This window comes from Massilia timonae (assembly GCF_001866515.1).
GTDB classification, from domain to species: Bacteria; Pseudomonadota; Gammaproteobacteria; order Burkholderiales; family Burkholderiaceae_D; genus Telluria; species Telluria timonae.
On the sequence record NZ_JRYB01000001.1, the window covers coordinates 2,360,744 to 2,379,420 of the forward strand.

Sequence of the window (18,677 nt, forward strand, 5' to 3'; positions counted from 1 at the left end):
CGACCGGACGGTCGCCCGCACCATCATCTCCGCTATCAACACATCATGTGGCCTCACCGCGCTTGTTCGCGCCAGGCCACGACAGAAGGAAATCACCATGCTCTCTTGGGACGACGAACCAACCAGCGCCCAGCGCGCCCCACAAGCCGCCAACCTTGACGCCGCTCCCGCCGCTGAAGTGGCCAAGCGCGTCAATGCCGACGACAAGCGCATCATCAACGGCGAAACCGACGTCAACCAGCTGGTGCCGTTCAAGTACAAGTGGGCATGGGACAAGTACCTGGCCGGCTGCGCGAACCACTGGATGCCGCAGGAAGTGAACATGCAGCGCGACATCGAGCTGTGGAAGAACCCGAACGGCCTGTCGGAAGACGAGCGCCGCCTGGTCAAGCGCAACCTGGGCTTCTTCGTGACCGCCGACTCGCTGGCCGCAAACAATATCGTGCTGGGCACCTACCGCCACATCACCGCCCCCGAGTGCCGCCAGTACCTGCTGCGCCAAGCATTTGAAGAAGCGATCCACACCCACGCCTACCAGTACATCGTCGAATCGCTGGGCCTGGACGAAGGCGAGATCTTCAACGCCTACAACGAGATCGAATCGATCCACGACAAGGACCAGTTCCTGATCCCGTTCATCGACGTCCTGACCAACCCCGACTTCAAGACCGGCACGGTCGAGAACGACCAGAAGTTGCTGAAGTCGATCATCGTCTTCGCCTGCCTGATGGAAGGCCTGTTCTTCTACGTCGGCTTCACGCAAATCCTGGCGCTCGGTCGTCAGAACAAAATGACCGGCGCCGCCGAGCAGTACCAGTACATCCTGCGCGACGAGTCGATGCACGTGAACTTCGGCATCGACCTGATCAACACGATCAAGATGGAAAACCCGCAGCTGTGGACCCCGGAATTCCGCGACGAGATCAAGGCCCTGTTCCTGCAGGCCGTCGACCTGGAATACCGCTACGCCGAAGACACCATGCCACGCGGCGTGCTGGGCCTGAACGCCCCAATGTTCAAGGGCTACCTGCGCTTCATCGCCAACCGCCGCGCGGTGCAGATCGGCCTGGAGCCGCTGTTCCCGAACGAAGAGAATCCGTTCCCGTGGATGAGCGAGATGATCGACCTGAAGAAGGAGCGTAACTTCTTCGAGACGCGTGTGACCGAGTACCAGACCGGCGGCACCCTGAGCTGGGATTGATTGCCATCGGCATCGCATGAATGACAAAACCCCGCAGCTGCGGGGTTTTGTTTTTCCGGACCGCCTCAGGCGCCGTCCACAGGCACGACGACGTTCACGATCCAGGTCACGCCGAAGCGGTCCTTCAGCATGCCGTACAGCGGCGACCAATCGGCTGCCGCCAGCGGCTGTTCGATATCGGCGCCGTGCGTCAGTCCATTCCACAGCGTCCTGATCTCGTCCTGCGATTCGCCGACCAGCGCGGCGAAGAAGGCATTGCGGCCCTGGTCCCATGGCTTGGCGGCTTCGACGTCGTAGGCCATGATATGAAAGCCACTCGGCGCCTTGACCTGGCCGTAGATGATGCGGTCGGCGTCCGCGGCATCGTTGACCTTGCCCGACTCGCCGTAGGTGACCTGCATGATCTCGCCGCCGAACACGGACTGGTAGAAGGCGAGGGCGGCGCGCGCCTGGCCCTGGAAATTGAGGTGGATGACTGCCTGGACCGACATGGTGAACTCCTTTGGGTGGTGGAAAAGACAGGTGCTACTATAGGAAATCGTCCTGCCAATTCCTGTCAGTAGCCATGTCCCGCCCCAATCGTCTTTTCCGCTTGCTCGATGCCCTGCGCCGCTTGCCGGCGCCGGTCACGGCGGCCCAGCTGGCGCAGGAGACTGGGGTTTCGGTGCGCTCGGTCTACCGCGACATCGAGAGCCTGCGCGCGAGCGGCGCCGAGATCGGCGGCGAGCCCGGGTTCGGCTACACCCTGGTCGAAGACGGCACCCTGCGTCCGCAGACTTTCAGCCGCATCGAGATCGAGGCGCTCACCCTCGGGCTGGCCGAAGTGCGCAATATGGGCGACCCCGCATTGGCCGCGGCGGCCGAGTCGGTGCTGGGCAAGGTGGCCGCGACCCTGCCGTCGCTGGGGCAGCAGCACCTGCTGCATGCGGTGTCGCGGGTCCACCATTTCAGCGAGCGTTTCGCACGCCTTCCCGACATGGCGCTGATCCGCGCCTGCTGCTGGCGCGAAGAGGCGCTCACGATCGATTACGTCGACCGCGATGGCGCCGCGACCAGCCGCACGATCTGGCCGCTCGCCATCGTCTACCTCGACCGGATGCTGGTGGTGCTGGCGCGCTGCTGCCTGCGCGACGACTTCCGGATGTTCCGCGCCGACCGCATCGCCGCGGTCGCGGCCACCGGCATCAGTTTCAGGCCGCGCCGCGCGGCGCTGCTGCGCGATTACGGCGCCAGGCTGGCCGACGAAGGATAAATGCGTGCGCAGGGATAACTTGCCCTATGATGGCGATTTTTCACGCCTGACCAGGAGACAACCTTGCAAGCCAACACCCTGACGCTGCATGCCCTCATGCTCGCCAGCCTGGCGACGGTATCCGTCGCTCATGCCGCCTCCGCGCCGCAAATCACCGCCGGCCGCACTATCTTCCAGAACAACTGCGCCAGCTGCCACACGGTCGATGCGAAGCTGTCGCCGCTGGCCGGTCCCGGCATGTTCGGCGTCGTCGGCCGCAAGGCTGCCGGCATCCCAGGCTTCGGCTATTCGGGCGCGCTGGCCAAGGCCGGCGCCGCGGGCCTGGTCTGGACCCGTGAAGAACTCGACGTGTTCCTGCTCGACCCGGCCAAGCGCGTGCCCGGCACCACGATGCCGGTCGGCGTGCCGGACCAGAAGATGCGCACCGCGCTGATCGACTACCTGGCCAGCCTGCAAGGCCCTGCCACGGCCGCCACCGCCACGATCGCGCCGGCCGCAGCCGCCAGGCCGGCGGACCGCGCCGGTTCCTGGGACGACACCCAGCCAGGCAAGATCTTCCACATCAAGCCGGGCGACCTGGCCAAGCCGTTCGCCACCGAGAGCGCCGGCAACAGCCCGCGCGTGCAGGCGCGTCCGAACGGCACGCTGCCGATCGTGATGCCGGGCTTCGAGGTGAGCGTGTTCGCCCAGGATGCCGACAAGCCGCGCGTGGCGTTGCGCGCGCCGAACGGCGACGTGTTCCTGGCCGCGACCGGCGCCGGTGAAGTCAAAGTGCTGCGCTCGAAGAACGGCGACAAGGCCGATACCGTCGCAGTGTTCGCCAGCGGCCTGTCGCGTCCTTACGGCATGGCGTTCTGGCCGTCCGGCGCCAACCCGCAATACCTGTACGTGGCGGGCGTCAATTCGGTGGTGCGCATCCCTTACCGCAACGGCGACCTGAAGGCGCGCGGGCAAGCCGAGGTGGTGATCCCCGAGCTGTCCGAGACCAGCGGCGGCCACACCACCCGCACCCTGGTGTTCTCGAAGGACGACAAGACGATGCTGCTGTCGATCGGCTCGGCCACCAACGTCGCCAGCGACATCGGACCAAAGCCGCCGCTGCCGCTCGCCGAGTGGGAGAAAAAGCACGGCGTAGGCAGCGCCTGGGGCGTCGAGACCGACCGCGCCACCGTGATGGCCTTCGACCCGGACGGCAAGAACCGCCGCACGTATGCGACCGGCCTGCGCAACTGCGTCGGCCTGCTGGTGTATCCGGCCACCGGCGACGTGATGTGCAATGTGAACGAGCGCGACGCGCTGGGCGACAACCTGCCGCCGGACTATCTGACGCGTGTGAAGCAGGGCGGTTTCTACGGCTGGCCGTGGTACTACATCGGCGACAACGAAGACCCGCGCCTGAAAGGCATCCGCCCCGACCTGAAGGGCAAGACGATCACCCCGGACGTGCTGCTGCAGGCCCACTCGGCGCCGCTGGGCATGGTGGTGTATCACGCGCCGAAGGGCGCCAAGCACGCTTTCCCGAAGGAGTACGAGGGTGAGGTCTTCGTCGCGCTGCACGGCTCCTGGAACCGCGGCGTGCGCACCGGCTACAAGGTGGCGCGCGTGTTCATGAAGGATGGCGTGCCGACCGGGCAGTACCAGGACTTCATGAGCGGCATGGTGATCAGCGACCGCGACGTCTGGGGCCGCCCGGCCGCGGTCGAAGTCGCGGCCGACGGCGCCTTGCTGGTGGTGGACGACGCCGGCGGCACGGTGTGGCGCATCGTTCCCAAACGCTAGATCGGCGCCAGGGCTTGCGCTATGATGGAACCGACGCGGCGGCCGCCGCGTCGATTCCTGAATACCTACGATCCGGAGCAGCGCATGCGACACCCCGGTAGTTTGCTGGCAGTATTCCTTGCCGTCACCCACGGCGCCTGCGCCGCCAGTCAAGCGGAACCCGTCCGGCTGCCGCTGGCCCCGGCCATCCATCCGGAGCGCATGCCCCGCGACGCAGCCTGCGCCGGCCTGATCGAACGCGCCCTGGCGCGCGACGCCGAAGGCGGGTTCAAGCTGGCCGGCATGCTCATCACGCACACCGATCCGAAGCCGGGCCACTCAACGGAGGCGCTGCGTCCCACCGGCAGCCATCCGGCCGACATCCCGTCCCGACAACTGGACGGCACCTTCCGCGCGCTGTTCGTCAACTGCGAAACGCGCCAGGCTTATGTTTCAAAGCGTGGCGCGGTCATCGACATCACTTACTGGTACGGGCCGTTCGGCCTGTGAACCCTTACGCCGCCAGCGGCAGGGCCTTGCGGCCGGTGGCCGCGTCCAGGCTCCAGGCGCCGGCGCCGAAGGCCACCACCTGCAACAGGCCGCCGGCCATCGCGACGTTTTTCAACAGGTGGATCAGCTGGTTCTGGTCGCCGATCGCGTTATGGAACACGAAGGCCGTCACCAGCGAGAACGCCGCCAGGCCGGCCGCGACGAGGCGGGTCTGGTAGCCGAGGGCGAGCAGAGCGCCGCCGCCGATCTCGATGGCGATCGCGCCGACCAGGGCGAGCGAGGCGAAAGGCAGCCCGACCGACTCGATGTAGCCCAGGGTCGCCTCCGGCGCCAGCGCCTTGCCGACGCCGCTGAAGACGAAGATCGTGGCCATCAGGATGCGGCCGATGGCGGGGATGATGGACTGGCTGGTCTGGGTGGCGTTGGCATACATGGTCGTTCCTTTCGAATGGTTGTCGTGGTTGACGCCAGCTCGTGTGCGGCGTCCATGAACAACATCTTAAGCATGCTTGATCGATCCAAGAAGCCTATATAATTCGATATTAACTATCGATGGAGTAGATGGATGCTCGACGGGATGTCCATGGACCAGCTGCGCACCTTTATCGCCGCAGCCGACGAGGGCAGCTTTTCCGCCGCCGGCCGCAAGCTGCGGCGCGCGCAGTCGGTGGTGAGCCACACGCTGGCCAATCTCGAGTCGCAGGTGGGCTTCGCGCTGTTCGATCGCTCGGGACGTTATCCGCAACTGACCGAGGCCGGACGCGCCTTGCTGGCCGAGGCGCGCCACGCGGCCGACGGCATGGATGCGTTCAAGGCGCGGGCGCGCGCGCTGGCCGGCGGCCTGGAGCCGGAGCTGTCGGTGGCGGTCGACGTGATGTATCCGATCGTGAAGCTCACCGAGGCGGTGCAGGCCTTCCACCGCGAGTTTCCATCGACGCCGCTGCGCCTGTACGTCGAGGCGCTCGGCGCCGTGGTGCAGCCGCTGCTCGATGGGCAGTGCCGTATCGCGGTGATCGGTTCGTTCCCGGACGTGCCGGCCGCCTGCGCTTCGGAATATTTGCTCGGCGTGCAGGCGGCGACGGTGGTCGCGCCCGGCCATCCGCTGGCGCGCACCGAAGGCACGGTGATGCGGGCGGAGGCGGGGCGCCACGTGCAGTTGGTGCTGACCGACCGCTCGAGCCTGACCCGTGGCCGCGACTTCGGCGTGCTGTCGCCGCGCGTGTGGCGGCTGGCCGATCTCGGCGCCAAGCACGCCTTCCTGCGCGCCGGCCTGGGCTGGGGCAACATGCCGCTGCATATGGTCGAGCAAGACCTGGCGAGCGGCGCGCTGGTGCGCATCGAACTCGAAACGCATCCGGTGCTCGGGTCGGGCTTTTCGATGCACGCGATCTTCATGAAGGACCAGCCGCCGGGACCGGCGGGACGCTGGTTCATCGAGCGCCTGAAATCCGGCGGTTGACGGCGAACGCGCAGTCGCTGGCGCGTCGACGCGGAGGCGGCGCGCTGCGTCGGACGATCGCCACCATGCGCGTCCTGCCGCCGGGCGCCGCGATGGCTGAGTGGCGCTCGTGCAGCGAATGGTGTGGCATGCCAGGTCATTTCGACTGGCGCGATTGGGTGCGGAGTATGCGCGCTCGCGTACAGCCAGACTTACTCGGATAACGTTGATTCAGATGCATTGGTGCGCTGGCAGGCGCTTTGCGGTCATGCGGCGCTGGAAACAGGAATATGCCCCGCTGGCGCAGGCAAGATGCCGGCGTGATTCCCGCTTATCGATCAGTTGAAATGCGATAGGTAAAGGCTGCAGCGCATGTCAGGCATGTCGGTGATTGGCGCGCGGGTGCGCAATTCAACGTCCAAATCGCGCGACTTTTTTTGCGATTCACGGTTGCGCGCTCACAAAGAATGCGCGTACTTTACGTGATTGAATTTGTCAAATCGAGAAGATGTGATATTGTCGCGGGCATCGGGCAAAATCGATCGAATAATAGGACGCTGAACCAAACAGTATGCACGGAAGCGAAGCGAAAAGAACAAGCCGGCTTGTCTGACCAATTGCTCAGGCAAGGCGGCTTTTTCTTTTCGCACCCGCAAGGGTAGCGATGTGAAACGCTGGAACGGTGACCTGTCGACGTTGGCTGAAGCGCTGCAACTGTGAGGAGTTGCAGCAGTTCAGCCGGTGCCGGATTCATTGGCCTAAATCGACGCTTGCTTTGGTCCGATGAATAATTCGCCGGGTTTGATCCGGCGGGTTTTAAACCTTGAGCGTATTTCTCATCGCAGATGAAGGAGAACAAGAATGGCAACCGCTAAGAAACCAGCAGCAAAGGCAGCAGCAAAGAGCGCGCCTTCGTCCACGACGAAGTCGAACGCAAAGGCTGCAGCAGAGAAACCAGTCGCAAAGAAAGCCGCGACCAAGACCACCACCACCACCAAGGCAGCCGCCAAGCCGGCAGCCAAGGCCGTGAGCAAGCCGGCGGCAAAAACCGCTGCTAAACCTGTTGCAAAGAAAGCTACTGCAACCAAGACCGCCGCGACCAAAACCACTGCCACCAAGGCAACGGCCAAAACCGCGACCAAATCGGCAGCCAAGCCGGCAGCAAAGCCTGCAGTGAAGAAAGCCGCTGCAAAACCGGCAGCCAAGTCGGCAACCAAGCCAGCAGCGAAGAAAGCCGCTGCTAAACCGGCAGCCAAGTCGGCAACTAAGCCGGCAGCGAAGAAAGCCGCCGCTAAACCGGCAGCCAAGCCGGCAGCAAAGAAGGCCGCCGCTAAACCGGCAGCAAAATCGGCAGCAAAATCGGCAGCTAAGTCGGCCACCAAGCCGGCAGCAAAGAAAGCCGCTGCTAAACCAGCAGCCAAGCCGGCAGCGAAAAAGGCCGCCGCTAAACCAGCCGCCAAGTCGACCGCTAAAACCGCGACCAAAGCCGCCGCTAAACCTGCAGCCAAAAAAGCGACTGCAAGCAAGGCCGCCGCTAAACCGGTAGCGAAGAAAGCGACCGCCACCAAGGCAGCCGCCAAACCGGCAGCGAAAAAAGCGACCGCGACCAAAACCGCCGCCAAACCGGCAGCAAAGAAAGCGACCGCAAGCAAAACCGCCGCCAAACCGGCAGCAAAGAAAGCGACCGCCACCAAAACCGCCGCAAAACCGGTAGCGAAGAAAGCGACCGCGACCAAAACCGCCGCCAAACCGGCAGCGAAAAAAGCGACCGCCACCAAAACCGACGCAAAACCAGCAGTGAAGAAAGCGTCGCCCGCAGCAAAAAAAGCCTCGCCGGCCGCTAATAAAGCTGCGCCGGCTGCAACCAAGGCTGCTCCAGCCGCCAAAAAAGCTGCTCCAGTGAAAGCTGCAGCCACCAAGACCGTTGCCGCCAAGCCAGAAGCCAAGCCAGCAGCAGTGGCCAAGGCCGACGCCAAGCCGGAAGCCAAAGTCGACACCAAGGCCGATACCAAGCCGGAAGTGAAGACCGACGCCAAGGCCGAAGCCAAGCCGGAAGCGAAAAAACCGGCCGCCAAGAAACCGGCCGCCAAGCCGGCAGCGACCACCGCCGCGCAACCGGCAGCCGCACCAAGCGCCGCTCCGGCAGCGCCAAGCGCCGCTCCTGCCAAGACCGTGCTGGCGCCGACCGCATGGCCGTTCCCGACCAGCAGCCGTCCTTAATACCGGACCTCGCCCAACCTGCCACGCGCCATGTGCGCATGGCAAGTCGGGGCTGCTTCAGGCACAATGCCGCTGTGTGATTGTTCGCACAGCGGTTTTTTTTTGAGGAGAGTCCGTGCTGTCCATTCTTCAGTTTATCGTCGATATCATCGCAGGCTTGCTGGGTGGAGTGCTGCTGCTGCGCTTCTGGACGAACGCCATCCGCGTGCGCTTGCCCGACCAGATCCGCCAGTTCGTGCACACCATCACCGACTGGCTGGTGATGCCGCTGCGGCGCGTGGTGCCGGGCACCCGGGGCTACGACTGGGCGAGCCTGATCGGCGCCTTCCTGGTGGTGCTGGTGGCCAGCACGCTCCTGCTGCTGCAGGGCGGCAGCGGCGAGATGGTGCTGCTGTATGCGCTGCACCGCTTCCTGAACTGGATCCTGTACGGCTTCATGGCGCTCCTGATCATCGAGGCGATCTTCAGCTGGGTGAACCCGAACGCGCCGCTGGCGCCGTTCGTGCACGCCCTGAACCAGCCGCTGCTGCGCCCGATCCGGCGCGTGGTCCCGCCGATCGGCGGCATCGACCTGTCGGTGCTGGTGGCGCTGGTGCTGATCCAGATCCTGCTGTTCGTGCTGAGGCAGGTGTTCGGCTTCTGAGCGCCGCCGCTGCCCTCCAAACGAGCTGGAAACAAAATGGCCTTGCATTGCAAGGCCATTTTTTATCCGGTGACGCCAGGCGTCATCAGCGGAAGGTGAAGCCGAAGGCGGCCTCGAACTGCTGGTCGAACTCTTGCGGCGTGAAGCTGTGGTTCTGGCCGCCCTGGGAGGCGATCTTGATCGCGCCCAGCAGGCTGGCGATGCGGCCGCTGGTGGCCCAGTCCAGGCCATTGGTGATCCCGAACAGCAGGCCGGCGCGGTAGGCGTCGCCGCAGCCGGTGGGGTCGACCACGTTCGCCGCCTGCACCGCCGGGATGCGATGGTGCTCGCCGCCGGCGTAGATGTCGGAACCTTCGGCGCCGCGCGTGATGACCAGCGCATCCAGGCGCGCCGCGATATCGGCCTGGCTCAAGCCGGTGCGGTCCATCACCATCTCGAATTCGTAGTCGTTGCACGCCAGGTAGCTGGCCTGGCCGATGAAGGTGATCAGCTCGTCGCCCGAGAACATCGGCAGCTGCTGGCCCGGATCGAACATGAACGGCACCTTCAGCTCGGCGCAGTCGCGCGCATGCTTGATCATGCCGTCGCGGCCGTCCGGCGAAATGATCGCCACCGCCAGCGGGCCCTGGTCGGCCACGTTGTTCTCGTGCGAGAACTGCATGGCGCCCGGGTGGAAGGCGTTGATCTGGTTGTTGTCCTCGTCGGCGGTGACGAAGCATTGCGCGGTGTACGCGTCGGCGATGGTGCGGATGCCGCGCGTCTGCAGTCCTTGCGCTTCCATGCGCTTGAGGTAGTCGCCGCCGTCCTGGCCCAGGGTGCCCATGATCAGCGGTTCGCCGCCCAGCAGCTTGAGGTTGTAGGCGATATTGGCCGAGCAGCCGCCGTACTCGGTGCGCAGGGTCGGCACCAGGAACGACACGTTCACGCGGTGCAGCTGGTCGGCCAGCAAGGTGTCGCCGAAGCGGCCGTGGTATTGCATGATCTTGTCGAATGCGAGCGAGCCGCAGATCAGGGCGGTTTTGGTCATGGTTCAGCCTTCAGGGGTAGAAAACGGCAATGTGGTAGCCGGAAGGTTCGAGTCCTTCCAGCCTGAAATGGATCTTGACCGGCTGCTCGGCGCGCGCGCCGAAGCCGGCGAAGTTGTCGGCGGAAGCGTTGGCCATCCGGGGCGCGTAGTCGCGCGGACCGAACACGCGTCGCACCAGCGGCTTGTCGTCGGCATCGTTCAGGGTCAGCTCGATGCTGGGCCAGGCCAGCGCCAGGTCGCCGCCGTTGCGCAGCACGGTGTTCAAGGTATAGACGTTGCCGCCCAGGGTGATCAATTCTCCGGTCTCGATCACCAGCGCGTCGGGCCGCGCCGGCAGGCCGACCTGGCAGCGGAACAGCGCGCAGGTCGAGACCAGGGCCGGACGCAGCGCCGGGTAGCGCGCCGCCAATACGTCGCGGAAGCTCACCATGGCCTGCACGGCGAGCGCCAGCAGCAGCAGGATGCTGCCGGCGACCATCGCGATGCGCACGGCCTTGCTCGACTGCTCGCGCTGGCGGCCGCGGCGCACGAACTCGGGTTCGTCGATCTCGGGCACGCGCAGCTTGGGCGTCTCTTCGATCCGGGTCGGGGTCAGCTTGGAACGACGCGAACGGGCGTCAGCGGCGCGTGCGCGCGGGGACTTGGGCGGCAACGGTGGCAGCGCCGGCGCAGGCGAGACGATCGGCGGCGAGCCGCCGGCCGATTCGCGCAGCAGCAGCGGCGGGGCGTCGGGCGCCGGCTGGCGCGCGGCGGGTTCGGGTGCGGATTCGGGGGCGGGTTCGTGCCGGTCGAGACCCTCGTCCGGCGGCGGGGCGGCCACGATCTCTTCATCGACCGGTAGCTCGGCCACGGCGGCATCCGTGTCTGGTTCGACCGTGGCTTGATCCTCGTTCGTGGCGTGCGGCAGGATCCCGAACGGCGACAGCGCACGGTCGAATTCGAGCGTGTAGATCGGTTGTTCGGTGTCGTCGGTCGCGGGAACGCCTGGCGTGATGGCCGGTTCGGCGACTGGCGGAGAAGGCGGGGAAGACGGCGGGGCGTTCAGGTCGACCAGCCCCGCATTGCCGTCGAAGACCTGCTGGCAGGCGCCGCAGCGCACGATGCCCCCACGCAGCTTGAGCTGGTCCGCGGCGACGCGGAACAGCGTGCCGCAGTGGGGGCATTGGGTGGCGAGCGCCATGCCTGCCTAGCCGCCAGTGCGGGGCGGCGGCGCGCTGTCCTGGCCGAGCGTCCCGTGAAGGGCGACCCAGCCGTCCTGCTCGGCCCAGACGCCCAGCTTGATGAAAGGTGCGTAGGCGGCGGCGACTTCTTCGGCCTGGCGCGCCAGCACGCCCGACAGGATCAGGTTGCCGCCGTCGGCCACGCGGCCGGCCAGCATCGGCGCCATCAGCTTCAGTGGGCTCGACAGGATGTTGGCCACCACGATGTCAAACTTGCCGCCCGCATGACGCTCGTTGCCGGAAGCGGCGAAGGTGTCGGGCAGGTAGTAGTCGATATCGACGCCGTTGCGCTCGGCGTTGGCGCGCGCCGACTCGATCGCCTGCGGATCGATGTCGACGCCGGCGACGTCTTGCGCGCCCAGCTTCTTGGCCACCATCGCCAGGATGCCCGAGCCGCAGCCGTAGTCCAGCACCGACTTGCCCGGCGCCGGATGGGCCTCGAGCCACTCCATGCACAGGCGGGTGGTCGGATGGCTGCCGGTGCCGAAGGCCAGGCCCGGATCGAGTTCGAGGATCAGGCCGGATGGATCGGGCGCTTCGTGCCAGCTCGGCACGACCCAGATGTTCTTGCCGATGTGGATAGGCTCGAACTGCGATTGCGTCAGGCGCACCCAGTCGGCGTCTTCGACCTTGCGGGTGGTGAAGGCCGGCACGACGGCCAGCCTGACCGCCTGCGCGGCCTCGGTGACGATCGCCAGCTGGTCGGCGTCGGCCTCCAGCAGGGCGACGACGCGGCTGTGGTCCCAGGCGGCCTGGGTCGGCTCCATGCCCGGCTCGCCGAACAGGGGTTTTTCGTCTTCGGTGCCTTCGTCGGCGTCCTCGACGGACACCGACAGCGCGCCGGCTTCCATCAGGGCGTCGGACAGCGCTTCCGCGTGGTCGCGGGCGATCTCGATGACGACTTCAGTCCAGCTCATTCTTGTACCTTGGCTTCCGATTTGGCGCCGAGCGCCGTTTCCTTCGGCAGGTCGGGCTTGGCGGCCAGTTTCTGCTCCAGGTAGTGGATATTGGTGCCGCCCTCGATGAAGCGGGCGTCGACCATCAGTTCGCGATGCAGCGGAATATTGGTGAGGATACCTTCGACCACCATTTCGGAGAGCGCGATTTGCATGCGGCGGATCGCTTGCTCACGGGTCGCACCGTACGAAATTACCTTGCCGATCATCGAGTCGTAGTGAGGTGGAACATAGTATCCCGCATACGAGTGCGAATCGACACGGATGCCAGGGCCGCCCGGCGGGTGCCAGCCGGTGATGCGGCCTGGCGACGGGGTAAACTTGAACGGATCCTCGGCATTGATGCGGCACTCGATCGAGTGACCCGACAGCATGATGTCGCGCTGGCGGAAGCGCAGCTTCTCGCCGCAGGCGATGCGGATCTGCTCCTGCACGATGTCGATCCCGGTGATCATCTCGGTGACCGGATGCTCGACCTGGACGCGGGTGTTCATCTCGATGAAGTAGAACTCGCCGTTCTCGTACAGGAATTCGAAGGTGCCGGCGCCGCGGTAGCCGATCTTGCGGCAGGCTTCGGCGCAGCGGTCGCCGATCTTCTCGATGAGTTTACGCGGGATGCCCGGCGCCGGCGCTTCCTCGATCACCTTCTGGTGGCGGCGCTGCATCGAGCAGTCGCGTTCGCCCAGCCAGACGGCGTTCTTGTGTTCGTCGGCCAGGATCTGGATCTCCACGTGGCGCGGATTCTCCAGGTACTTCTCCATATAGACTTCCGGATTGCCGAAGGCAGTGCCGGCTTCGGTCTTGGTCATCTGCACGGCATTGAGCAGCGCGGCTTCGGTATGCACCACGCGCATGCCGCGGCCACCGCCGCCGCCGGCGGCCTTGATGATGACCGGGTAGCCGATGCGACGCGCGGTCTGCACGATTTCCTTCGGATCGTCCGGCAGGGCGCCGTCCGAACCCGGCACGCACGGCACGCCGGCCTTGATCATCGCCTGCTTGGCCGAGACCTTGTCGCCCATCAGGCGGATCGAGTCGGAACGCGGGCCGATGAAGACGAAGCCCGACTTTTCGACGCGCTCGGCGAAGTCGGCGTTCTCGGACAGGAAGCCATAGCCCGGGTGGATCGCTTCGGCGTCGGTCACTTCGGCCGCGCTGATGATCGCGGGCATGTTCAGGTAGCTGAGGGTCGATTGCGCCGGTCCGATGCAGACCGATTCGTCCGCCAGTTTCACGTACTTGGCGTCCTTGTCGGCCTCGGAGTGGACGACGACCGTCTTGATGCCCAGCTCGCGGCAGGCGCGCTGGATACGCAGCGCGATTTCACCACGGTTGGCGATGAGGATTTTTTCAAACATGGTAGGTCCGGTATTCAGTGAAAACCGGCGCGGCTGAGAGAACAGGCGGCGCCGGACACGTCATGGGTGAGCCGGCGGCGCGCGTCGTGGGCGCTGGCCGGCTTGGAGAAGCAGATCAGCCGATCACGAACAGTGGCTGGCCGAATTCGACCGGCTGGCCGTTTTCAACGAGAATCTTGGTGATGGTGCCGGAGACGTCGGCATCGATTTCGTTCAGGAGCTTCATCGCTTCGATGATGCACAGGGTATCGCCTTCCTTGATGCTCTGGCCGACTTCGACGAAGGCGGCGGCGCCAGGCGCGGACGAGCGGTAGAAGGTGCCGACCATCGGCGACTTGACCACGTGGCCGGTCGGTTCGGCGGCGACGGCCGGCGCGGCTGCCGGCGCAGGCGCGGCAGCAGGGGCAGCGGCAGGCGCCGAGTATTGCTGCACGCCTTGGTGCGGCAGCATGACCATCTGGTTCTGCGGGATTGCGGACGATTTGACGATGCGAACCTTGCTTTCGCCTTCGGTCACTTCCAGTTCGGCGATGTCCGATTCAGCGACCAGGTCGATCAAAGTCTTGAGTTTTCGTAGATCCATGTGAAACCCCTTGGAATTATTCGTTTTAGAGAGCAGGCCGCAGCGTCGGAAATGGGTCGCGCGGCCGCTGTTACATGAAGTTGACGTAGATTAACGCTATTTAAGTGCGAAGTCGATGGCAAACCGATATCCGTCCGCCCCCAGTCCGCAGATCACGCCGCGCGCGATTCCAGACAAATAAGAGTGGTGCCGGAAGGACTCGCGTTGGTGGATATTCGAAATATGCACCTCCACGAAGGGAATGGCCACCGAGGCGAACGCATCGCGCAGGGCTACGCTGGTATGGGTCAGGCCGCCAGGGTTGATGACGATGAAATCCACGCCTTCGCTACGCGCGGCATGGATGCGGTCGATCAACGCTCCCTCATGGTTACTCTGGAAATATTCCAGCGCCGCGCCGGCCTGGCTGGCCTGTGCGACTGCAGCTTGTTCGATGTCGGCCAGGGTGGTCGTGCCGTACACCGCCGGTTCCCGCGTCCCCAATAGATTGAGGTTGGGGCCGTTCAGCAGCAGTAGCTTTTTCGCCATGGTGAGAGTCTGGTTGCCCGAAAGTCAGGCATTGTGCCGCCTAGCTCAGCTATTGGCAAGCAGTAAAATTGCCAGTCGATAGGAGAAGTTGGCGGCATTATCAATCGTACGATCGTTCGTAATTTTCCGGATCAGGAGTCGAGTTTGGCGAGGTCGGCGCGCAATTCATCGAACTTCAGTTCGCCCAGATAAGTCTTGATCACTTGCCCATCGGCGCCGATCAGCACGGTATACGGCAAGCCGCCATTCGTATTGCCGAATCCGCGCGACAGTTCGGTGCCGCCCATGCCGCCGACGTACAGCGGATAGGTGACGTTCATCTTGGCGGCGAATTCACTCATATTGGTGGGCGAATCGATGCCGATGCCGATCACGTTGAAGCGCTTGCCGCCGTCCTCGCTCGCCAGGTGCGCCAGCTCGGGCATCTCGCGCACGCAGGGACCGCACCAGGTGGCCCAGAAATTGACCAGCAAGGGCTTGCCCTTCCACTGGGCCAGCGGCTGCGGCTTGCCTTCGAGGTCGTTGAGCGACTGTGCATACAGGCTGGTGACGGGATTGGTGACCTGGCCGTCGCGGGCGACGGTGGTCGGCGCAGGCAGCACGCTTTGCGCCGGTTTCTTGTAGACCGCCACCAGGGCGCCCATCACGCCGAACAGCGCGGCGACTGCCGCATAGGCGGCCAGATGTTTCTTGTTCATTCGTCAGCTTCCACTCAGTTTCCGTTTTGCTCGCCAGCGGCGATCAGTGCGCGCAGGCCGGCCATGTCGATGCGCTGCGCCCGACCGTCGGCGCGCGGCTTGAGCGCGCCGCGCAGGTCCTGGTATTCATACAGTTCCGCATGCACCGTTTCCTTCATCCATGGGAAGGACACGGTCTCGACCGGAGCATGGCGGCCCCCCTTGAAATGCGGGGTTTCCGAAATGTCGATATTAACATTACGGTTGAGCAAGTAGATTTCCACCTCCTTGGCGCTGTCGGCGAACAGCTGCAGGTGGATGTCGTCGTGCGCGCCCGCGGTGCCGTTGAGGACGGCGCCGGTGAGATAGGGATTGAAGTCGGCCAGCGCTTCCATCGCCTGCAGCGCGGTCGCGCGCAGGTGGGCCAGGCGCTCGGTGTGGGCAGCGCCACCGAACAGGGCCAGGTACTTGCGCACCTCGTCCTCGATTTGCCCGTCGTCGGGCAGCATATTCGGTTTCAAAGGGGTGACGCCCAGCACCTGGCGGGCGGCCTTGCGGCGGGCGGTATCGAGATCGGCGCCGTCCTGCGCGACCAGGCGCGCAGCCAGCAGGGCGATCTCGTTACGCAACTGGAGGAGATCGGTGTTCAGATTCGGCATCATGCCTGGGATCATACTCTTGAACGGAAAATGACAGCGGCTCGGGTAGAATCGCGTATTCGTCCATTCATTCCTGGCTAGAATTTTCCATGCACATTCATATCCTCGGCATCTGCGGCACCTTCATGGGCGGCCTGGCCGTCCTGGCCAAGGAGGCGGGCCACCGCGTGACCGGTTGCGACGCCAACGTCTATCCTCCGATGAGCACCCAGCTGGAAGCCCAGGGGATCGAACTGATCCAGGGCTATGGCCCGGAACAGGTGGCGCTGAACCCCGACCTGTATGTGATCGGGAATGTCATGACGCGCGGCAATCCGCTGATCGAAGAGATCCTGAACCGCGGCCTGCCCTACGTCTCGGGCCCGCAGTGGATCGGTGAACATATTCTGCGCGAAAAATGGGTGCTGGCCGTGGCCGGCACGCACGGCAAGACCACGACCACCTCGATGCTGGCCTGGATCCTGGAAGACGCGGGTTACGCGCCGGGCTTCCTGATCGGCGGCGTGCCGATGAATTTCGGCGTGTCGGCGCGCCTGCATGGCGAAAAGCCAAGCGACTTCTTCGTGATCGAGGCCGACGAATACGACACCGCCTTCTTCGACAAGCGCAGCAAGTTCGTGCACTACCATGCCAAGACCGCGGTGCTGAACAACCTGGAATACGACCACGCCGACATCTTCCCCGACATCGGCGCCATCGAGACCCAGTTTCACCACCTGGTGCGCACCGTGCCGGGCGTGGGCCGGCTGGTCGTGAATGGCGATGAAGCGTCGCTCGGCCGCGTGCTCAAACGCGGCTGCTGGAGCGACAAGGAAAGCTTCGGTTCGGCCGACGGCGTCGACTGGGCCATGGTCGAGCATCCGGGCGGCGCCAGTTTCGACGTCCTGTTCAAGGGAGAATTTCAGGGCACCGTGGGTTGGGACCTGACCGGCAAGCACAACCGCTCGAACGCGCTGGCCGCGATCGCCGCCGCGCGCCACGTCGGCGTGCCGACCGCCCAGGCGATCGACTCGCTGGCGCGTTTCCAGAACGTCAAGCGGCGCATGGAAGTGCGCGGCGTCGTCAACGATATTACGGTGTACGACGATTTCGCCCACCATCCGACGGCGATCGCCACGACGGTCGGCGGCCTGCGCCAGAAGCTGGGAACGGGCGGCCGCATCCTGGCCGTGCTCGAGCCGCGTTCGAACACGATGAAGCTGGGCGCCATGAAGGATGCGCTGCCGGGCAGCCTGAAGGATGCCGACCTGGTGTTCGGCTTCGGCAGCCAGCAGGCGCTGGGCTGGTCGCTGGCCGACGCCCTGACACCGCTGGGCAAGATCGCGCACAGCTTCGACCAGATCGACTATATGGTGCAGGCCATCGTGCAGCAAGCGCAGCCGGGCGACCACATCCTCGTGATGAGCAATGGCGGCTTTGGCGGCGTGCACCAGAAATTGCTGGACGCCTTGGCGCCATGACGGCCACACCCTACCTGCTGTATCTGCACGGCTTTCGCTCCTCGCCGCGTTCGTTCAAGGCGCGCGTGGTGCAGGACAAGCTCGCGCAGGCCGGCATGCAGGATCGCCTGATCTGCCCGCAGCTGCCGGCTTCGCCGAAGGCGGCGATGGATCTTGCACTGGAACTGGCCGAGCGCCACGCGCCTCACGACCTCGCCATCGTCGGCTCTTCGCTGGGCGGCTTTTATGCATGCTGGCTGGCCGAGCGCCTGGGCGTGCGCGCGGTCGTCATCAATCCTGCGGTCGACCCGACGCGCAACCTTGAGAGGCATGTCGGCGTGACCACCGCCTGGCATTCCGACGAGCCGTTCGAATTCCGCCAGGAGTACATCGGCGAGCTGCAGGCGCTGCGCGTGGCGAATATCACCCGTCCGGAGCGTTACTTCCTGCTGGCCGCGACCGGCGACGAAGTGCTGGACTACCGCGACATGGTGGCCCACTATGCGGGAGCGCGCCAGCACGTGATCGAGGGCAGCGACCATGCGATCCCGGAGTTCCCGCAGTATGTGGACGAGGTGCTGGCGTTTTGCGGTTTTGCGCCGGTGGACGCGGCGCAGTGAGGGGCAAGTCGTTACGCCTGGCTGCATGGCAGCCGCATGCGCGCGCGGTGCGCGCGCCGGAAGGCATGCACGACTGGCTGGTCACGCCAGGTTCGCTGACGGCGCGCCTGGTGTCCAGCAGCGCCGCGTTTCGGGTGCGCCGCCTGCACCAGCGCAGCGCCACCTGCCTGGCGGACGAGGCGCAGGCGATCGGCCTGGCGCATCCACGCCGGGCCTGGGAACGCGAAGTGCTGCTGGAGTGCGACGGCGCGCCGGTGGTGTTCGCCCACACGGTGGTGCCGATGGATTGCGATGCCACCGATTGGCCGCTGTTCTCGGCGCTGGGCGAGCGCTCGCTGGGCACGACCTTGTTCTACGATCCGCTGGTACGGCGTGGACAACTGGAATTCGCGCGCCTGTCCGCCGACCATCCGCTGGTGCGCCGCGCGCACGCGGCGCTCGGCAGGCAAGGCGGCGCCGACACGACTATTTATTACGCGCGGCGCTGCGTCTATCGCCGCCGTCAAGGCCTGCTCCTGGTCACCGAGGTATTCTTGCCCGCGGTATTGGACCTGGGAGCGGCTGCAACCATGAAGAACATTACTTAAT

At 65.1% G+C, this 18,677-nt stretch carries 21 protein-coding genes; 10 read left to right on the forward strand and 11 right to left on the reverse strand.

All coding sequences use genetic code 11. The annotated features are described in order from the left end of the window. The first annotated feature begins 97 nt into the window (after positions 1-97). A complete protein-coding gene (locus tag LO55_RS10190; RefSeq protein WP_071361371.1) occupies positions 98-1,201 on the forward strand; it encodes a ribonucleotide-diphosphate reductase subunit beta in 1,104 nt (367 codons plus the stop codon). A 65-nt stretch (positions 1,202-1,266) separates the two neighbouring features. Here the strand turns inward: LO55_RS10190 and LO55_RS10195 are convergent, their stop codons facing one another. Next, positions 1,267-1,692, reverse strand: a complete 426-nt coding sequence (locus tag LO55_RS10195; RefSeq protein WP_071361372.1) for a VOC family protein — start codon at positions 1,690-1,692, stop codon at positions 1,267-1,269. Positions 1,693-1,766: 74 nt separating this feature from the next. Here LO55_RS10195 and LO55_RS10200 point away from each other — a divergent pair, with 74 nt between their 5' ends. The 3 genes from LO55_RS10200 to LO55_RS10210 all read left to right on the forward strand — a co-directional run bounded on the left by LO55_RS10200 (position 1,767) and on the right by LO55_RS10210 (position 4,721). Next, positions 1,767-2,453 (forward strand): helix-turn-helix transcriptional regulator, encoded by a 687-nt coding sequence (locus LO55_RS10200; protein WP_071361373.1) that lies wholly within the window; start codon positions 1,767-1,769, stop codon positions 2,451-2,453. A gap of 63 nt (positions 2,454-2,516) precedes the next feature. After that, entirely contained in the window at positions 2,517-4,232 is a 1,716-nt protein-coding gene (locus tag LO55_RS10205) for a PQQ-dependent sugar dehydrogenase (RefSeq protein ID WP_083415288.1), read from the forward strand. Between the two features lie 84 nt (positions 4,233-4,316). Then, positions 4,317-4,721 carry a hypothetical protein gene (locus tag LO55_RS10210; protein ID WP_143054496.1) on the forward strand — a complete coding sequence of 135 codons (405 nt, stop codon included), beginning with the start codon at positions 4,317-4,319 and terminating at the stop codon, positions 4,719-4,721. Between the two features lie 4 nt (positions 4,722-4,725). Here LO55_RS10210 and LO55_RS10215 read toward each other — a convergent pair whose 3' ends face one another. Continuing rightward, positions 4,726-5,154, reverse strand: coding sequence for a DoxX family protein (locus LO55_RS10215; RefSeq protein WP_071361375.1), 429 nt, complete (start codon positions 5,152-5,154; stop codon positions 4,726-4,728). A gap of 132 nt (positions 5,155-5,286) precedes the next feature. Here LO55_RS10215 and LO55_RS10220 point away from each other — a divergent pair, with 132 nt between their 5' ends. Then, positions 5,287-6,180, forward strand: a complete 894-nt coding sequence (locus tag LO55_RS10220; protein ID WP_071361376.1) for a LysR family transcriptional regulator — start codon at positions 5,287-5,289, stop codon at positions 6,178-6,180. An 815-nt stretch (positions 6,181-6,995) separates the two neighbouring features. On the opposite strand, the gene LO55_RS27360 is transcribed toward LO55_RS10220, so the two are convergent. After that, positions 6,996-8,027, reverse strand: a complete 1,032-nt coding sequence (locus LO55_RS27360) for a hypothetical protein (RefSeq protein WP_177185516.1) — start codon at positions 8,025-8,027, stop codon at positions 6,996-6,998. Positions 8,028-8,058: 31 nt separating this feature from the next. Here LO55_RS27360 and LO55_RS26655 point away from each other — a divergent pair, with 31 nt between their 5' ends. Further along, positions 8,059-8,379 carry a hypothetical protein gene (locus LO55_RS26655; protein WP_177185517.1) on the forward strand — a complete coding sequence of 107 codons (321 nt, stop codon included), beginning with the start codon at positions 8,059-8,061 and terminating at the stop codon, positions 8,377-8,379. 115 nt (positions 8,380-8,494) lie between these two features. Next, complete coding sequence (locus LO55_RS10235) at positions 8,495-9,022, forward strand: YggT family protein (RefSeq protein WP_071361377.1); 528 nt, start codon at positions 8,495-8,497, stop codon at positions 9,020-9,022. A gap of 85 nt (positions 9,023-9,107) precedes the next feature. Here LO55_RS10235 and LO55_RS10240 read toward each other — a convergent pair whose 3' ends face one another. The 8 genes from LO55_RS10240 to LO55_RS10275 all read right to left on the reverse strand — a co-directional run bounded on the left by LO55_RS10240 (position 9,108) and on the right by LO55_RS10275 (position 16,033). Next, on the reverse strand, positions 9,108-10,049 hold the full coding sequence (locus LO55_RS10240) for a carbohydrate kinase family protein (protein WP_071361378.1): 942 nt from the start codon (positions 10,047-10,049) through the stop codon (positions 9,108-9,110). Between the two features lie 10 nt (positions 10,050-10,059). After that, complete coding sequence (locus tag LO55_RS10245; RefSeq protein WP_071361379.1) at positions 10,060-11,229, reverse strand: DUF3426 domain-containing protein; 1,170 nt, start codon at positions 11,227-11,229, stop codon at positions 10,060-10,062. A 6-nt stretch (positions 11,230-11,235) separates the two neighbouring features. Beyond that, positions 11,236-12,186 (reverse strand): 50S ribosomal protein L11 methyltransferase, encoded by a 951-nt coding sequence (gene prmA / locus LO55_RS10250; RefSeq protein WP_071361380.1) that lies wholly within the window; start codon positions 12,184-12,186, stop codon positions 11,236-11,238. After that, positions 12,183-13,583: an acetyl-CoA carboxylase biotin carboxylase subunit gene (gene accC, locus LO55_RS10255; protein WP_071361381.1), complete on the reverse strand. Its 1,401-nt coding sequence runs from the start codon at positions 13,581-13,583 to the stop codon at positions 12,183-12,185. Before accC ends, prmA begins: the two co-directional genes overlap by 4 nt. A 115-nt stretch (positions 13,584-13,698) precedes the next feature. After that, entirely contained in the window at positions 13,699-14,166 is a 468-nt protein-coding gene (gene accB, locus LO55_RS10260) for an acetyl-CoA carboxylase biotin carboxyl carrier protein (RefSeq protein ID WP_071361382.1), read from the reverse strand. Positions 14,167-14,262: 96 nt separating this feature from the next. Next, a complete protein-coding gene (gene aroQ / locus LO55_RS10265; protein ID WP_005665284.1) occupies positions 14,263-14,694 on the reverse strand; it encodes a type II 3-dehydroquinate dehydratase in 432 nt (143 codons plus the stop codon). Between the two features lie 131 nt (positions 14,695-14,825). Next, a complete protein-coding gene (locus LO55_RS10270) occupies positions 14,826-15,392 on the reverse strand; it encodes a TlpA family protein disulfide reductase (protein ID WP_005665286.1) in 567 nt (188 codons plus the stop codon). A 14-nt stretch (positions 15,393-15,406) separates the two neighbouring features. Next, entirely contained in the window at positions 15,407-16,033 is a 627-nt protein-coding gene (locus tag LO55_RS10275; RefSeq protein WP_071361383.1) for a hypothetical protein, read from the reverse strand. Between the two features lie 86 nt (positions 16,034-16,119). Between LO55_RS10275 and mpl the strand changes: the two genes are divergently transcribed. The 3 genes from mpl to LO55_RS10290 are packed head-to-tail and all read left to right on the forward strand — an operon-like array spanning position 16,120 to position 18,676. After that, complete coding sequence (gene mpl / locus LO55_RS10280; RefSeq protein WP_083415291.1) at positions 16,120-17,490, forward strand: UDP-N-acetylmuramate:L-alanyl-gamma-D-glutamyl-meso-diaminopimelate ligase; 1,371 nt, start codon at positions 16,120-16,122, stop codon at positions 17,488-17,490. Further along, entirely contained in the window at positions 17,487-18,089 is a 603-nt protein-coding gene (locus LO55_RS10285) for a YqiA/YcfP family alpha/beta fold hydrolase (protein ID WP_071361384.1), read from the forward strand. Before mpl ends, LO55_RS10285 begins: the two co-directional genes overlap by 4 nt. After that, on the forward strand, positions 18,086-18,676 hold the full coding sequence (locus LO55_RS10290) for a chorismate--pyruvate lyase family protein (protein WP_071361385.1): 591 nt from the start codon (positions 18,086-18,088) through the stop codon (positions 18,674-18,676). The genes LO55_RS10285 and LO55_RS10290 overlap by 4 nt, the downstream gene beginning before the upstream one ends. Position 18,677: the final 1 nt, after the last annotated feature.

Excerpts from the sequence above, each read along its gene's own strand:
- accC (WP_071361381.1), bottom strand. The coding sequence starts at position 13,583 with ATGTTTGAAAAAATCCTCATCGCCAACCGTGGTGAAATCGCGCTGCGT.
- LO55_RS10275 (WP_071361383.1), bottom strand. The coding sequence starts at position 16,033 with ATGATGCCGAATCTGAACACCGATCTCCTCCAGTTGCGTAACGAGATC.
- aroQ (WP_005665284.1), bottom strand. The coding sequence starts at position 14,694 with ATGGCGAAAAAGCTACTGCTGCTGAACGGCCCCAACCTCAATCTATTG.
- LO55_RS10215 (WP_071361375.1), bottom strand. The coding sequence starts at position 5,154 with ATGTATGCCAACGCCACCCAGACCAGCCAGTCCATCATCCCCGCCATC.
- LO55_RS10200 (WP_071361373.1), top strand. The coding sequence starts at position 1,767 with ATGTCCCGCCCCAATCGTCTTTTCCGCTTGCTCGATGCCCTGCGCCGC.
- LO55_RS10220 (WP_071361376.1), top strand. The coding sequence starts at position 5,287 with ATGCTCGACGGGATGTCCATGGACCAGCTGCGCACCTTTATCGCCGCA.
- mpl (WP_083415291.1), top strand. The coding sequence starts at position 16,120 with ATGCACATTCATATCCTCGGCATCTGCGGCACCTTCATGGGCGGCCTG.
- LO55_RS10240 (WP_071361378.1), bottom strand. The coding sequence starts at position 10,049 with ATGACCAAAACCGCCCTGATCTGCGGCTCGCTCGCATTCGACAAGATC.
- prmA (WP_071361380.1), bottom strand. The coding sequence starts at position 12,186 with ATGAGCTGGACTGAAGTCGTCATCGAGATCGCCCGCGACCACGCGGAA.
- LO55_RS10245 (WP_071361379.1), bottom strand. The coding sequence starts at position 11,229 with ATGGCGCTCGCCACCCAATGCCCCCACTGCGGCACGCTGTTCCGCGTC.
- LO55_RS10190 (WP_071361371.1), top strand. The coding sequence starts at position 98 with ATGCTCTCTTGGGACGACGAACCAACCAGCGCCCAGCGCGCCCCACAA.
- accB (WP_071361382.1), bottom strand. The coding sequence starts at position 14,166 with ATGGATCTACGAAAACTCAAGACTTTGATCGACCTGGTCGCTGAATCG.
- LO55_RS10195 (WP_071361372.1), bottom strand. The coding sequence starts at position 1,692 with ATGTCGGTCCAGGCAGTCATCCACCTCAATTTCCAGGGCCAGGCGCGC.
- LO55_RS10285 (WP_071361384.1), top strand. The coding sequence starts at position 17,487 with ATGACGGCCACACCCTACCTGCTGTATCTGCACGGCTTTCGCTCCTCG.
- LO55_RS10210 (WP_143054496.1), top strand. The coding sequence starts at position 4,317 with ATGCGACACCCCGGTAGTTTGCTGGCAGTATTCCTTGCCGTCACCCAC.
- LO55_RS10270 (WP_005665286.1), bottom strand. The coding sequence starts at position 15,392 with ATGAACAAGAAACATCTGGCCGCCTATGCGGCAGTCGCCGCGCTGTTC.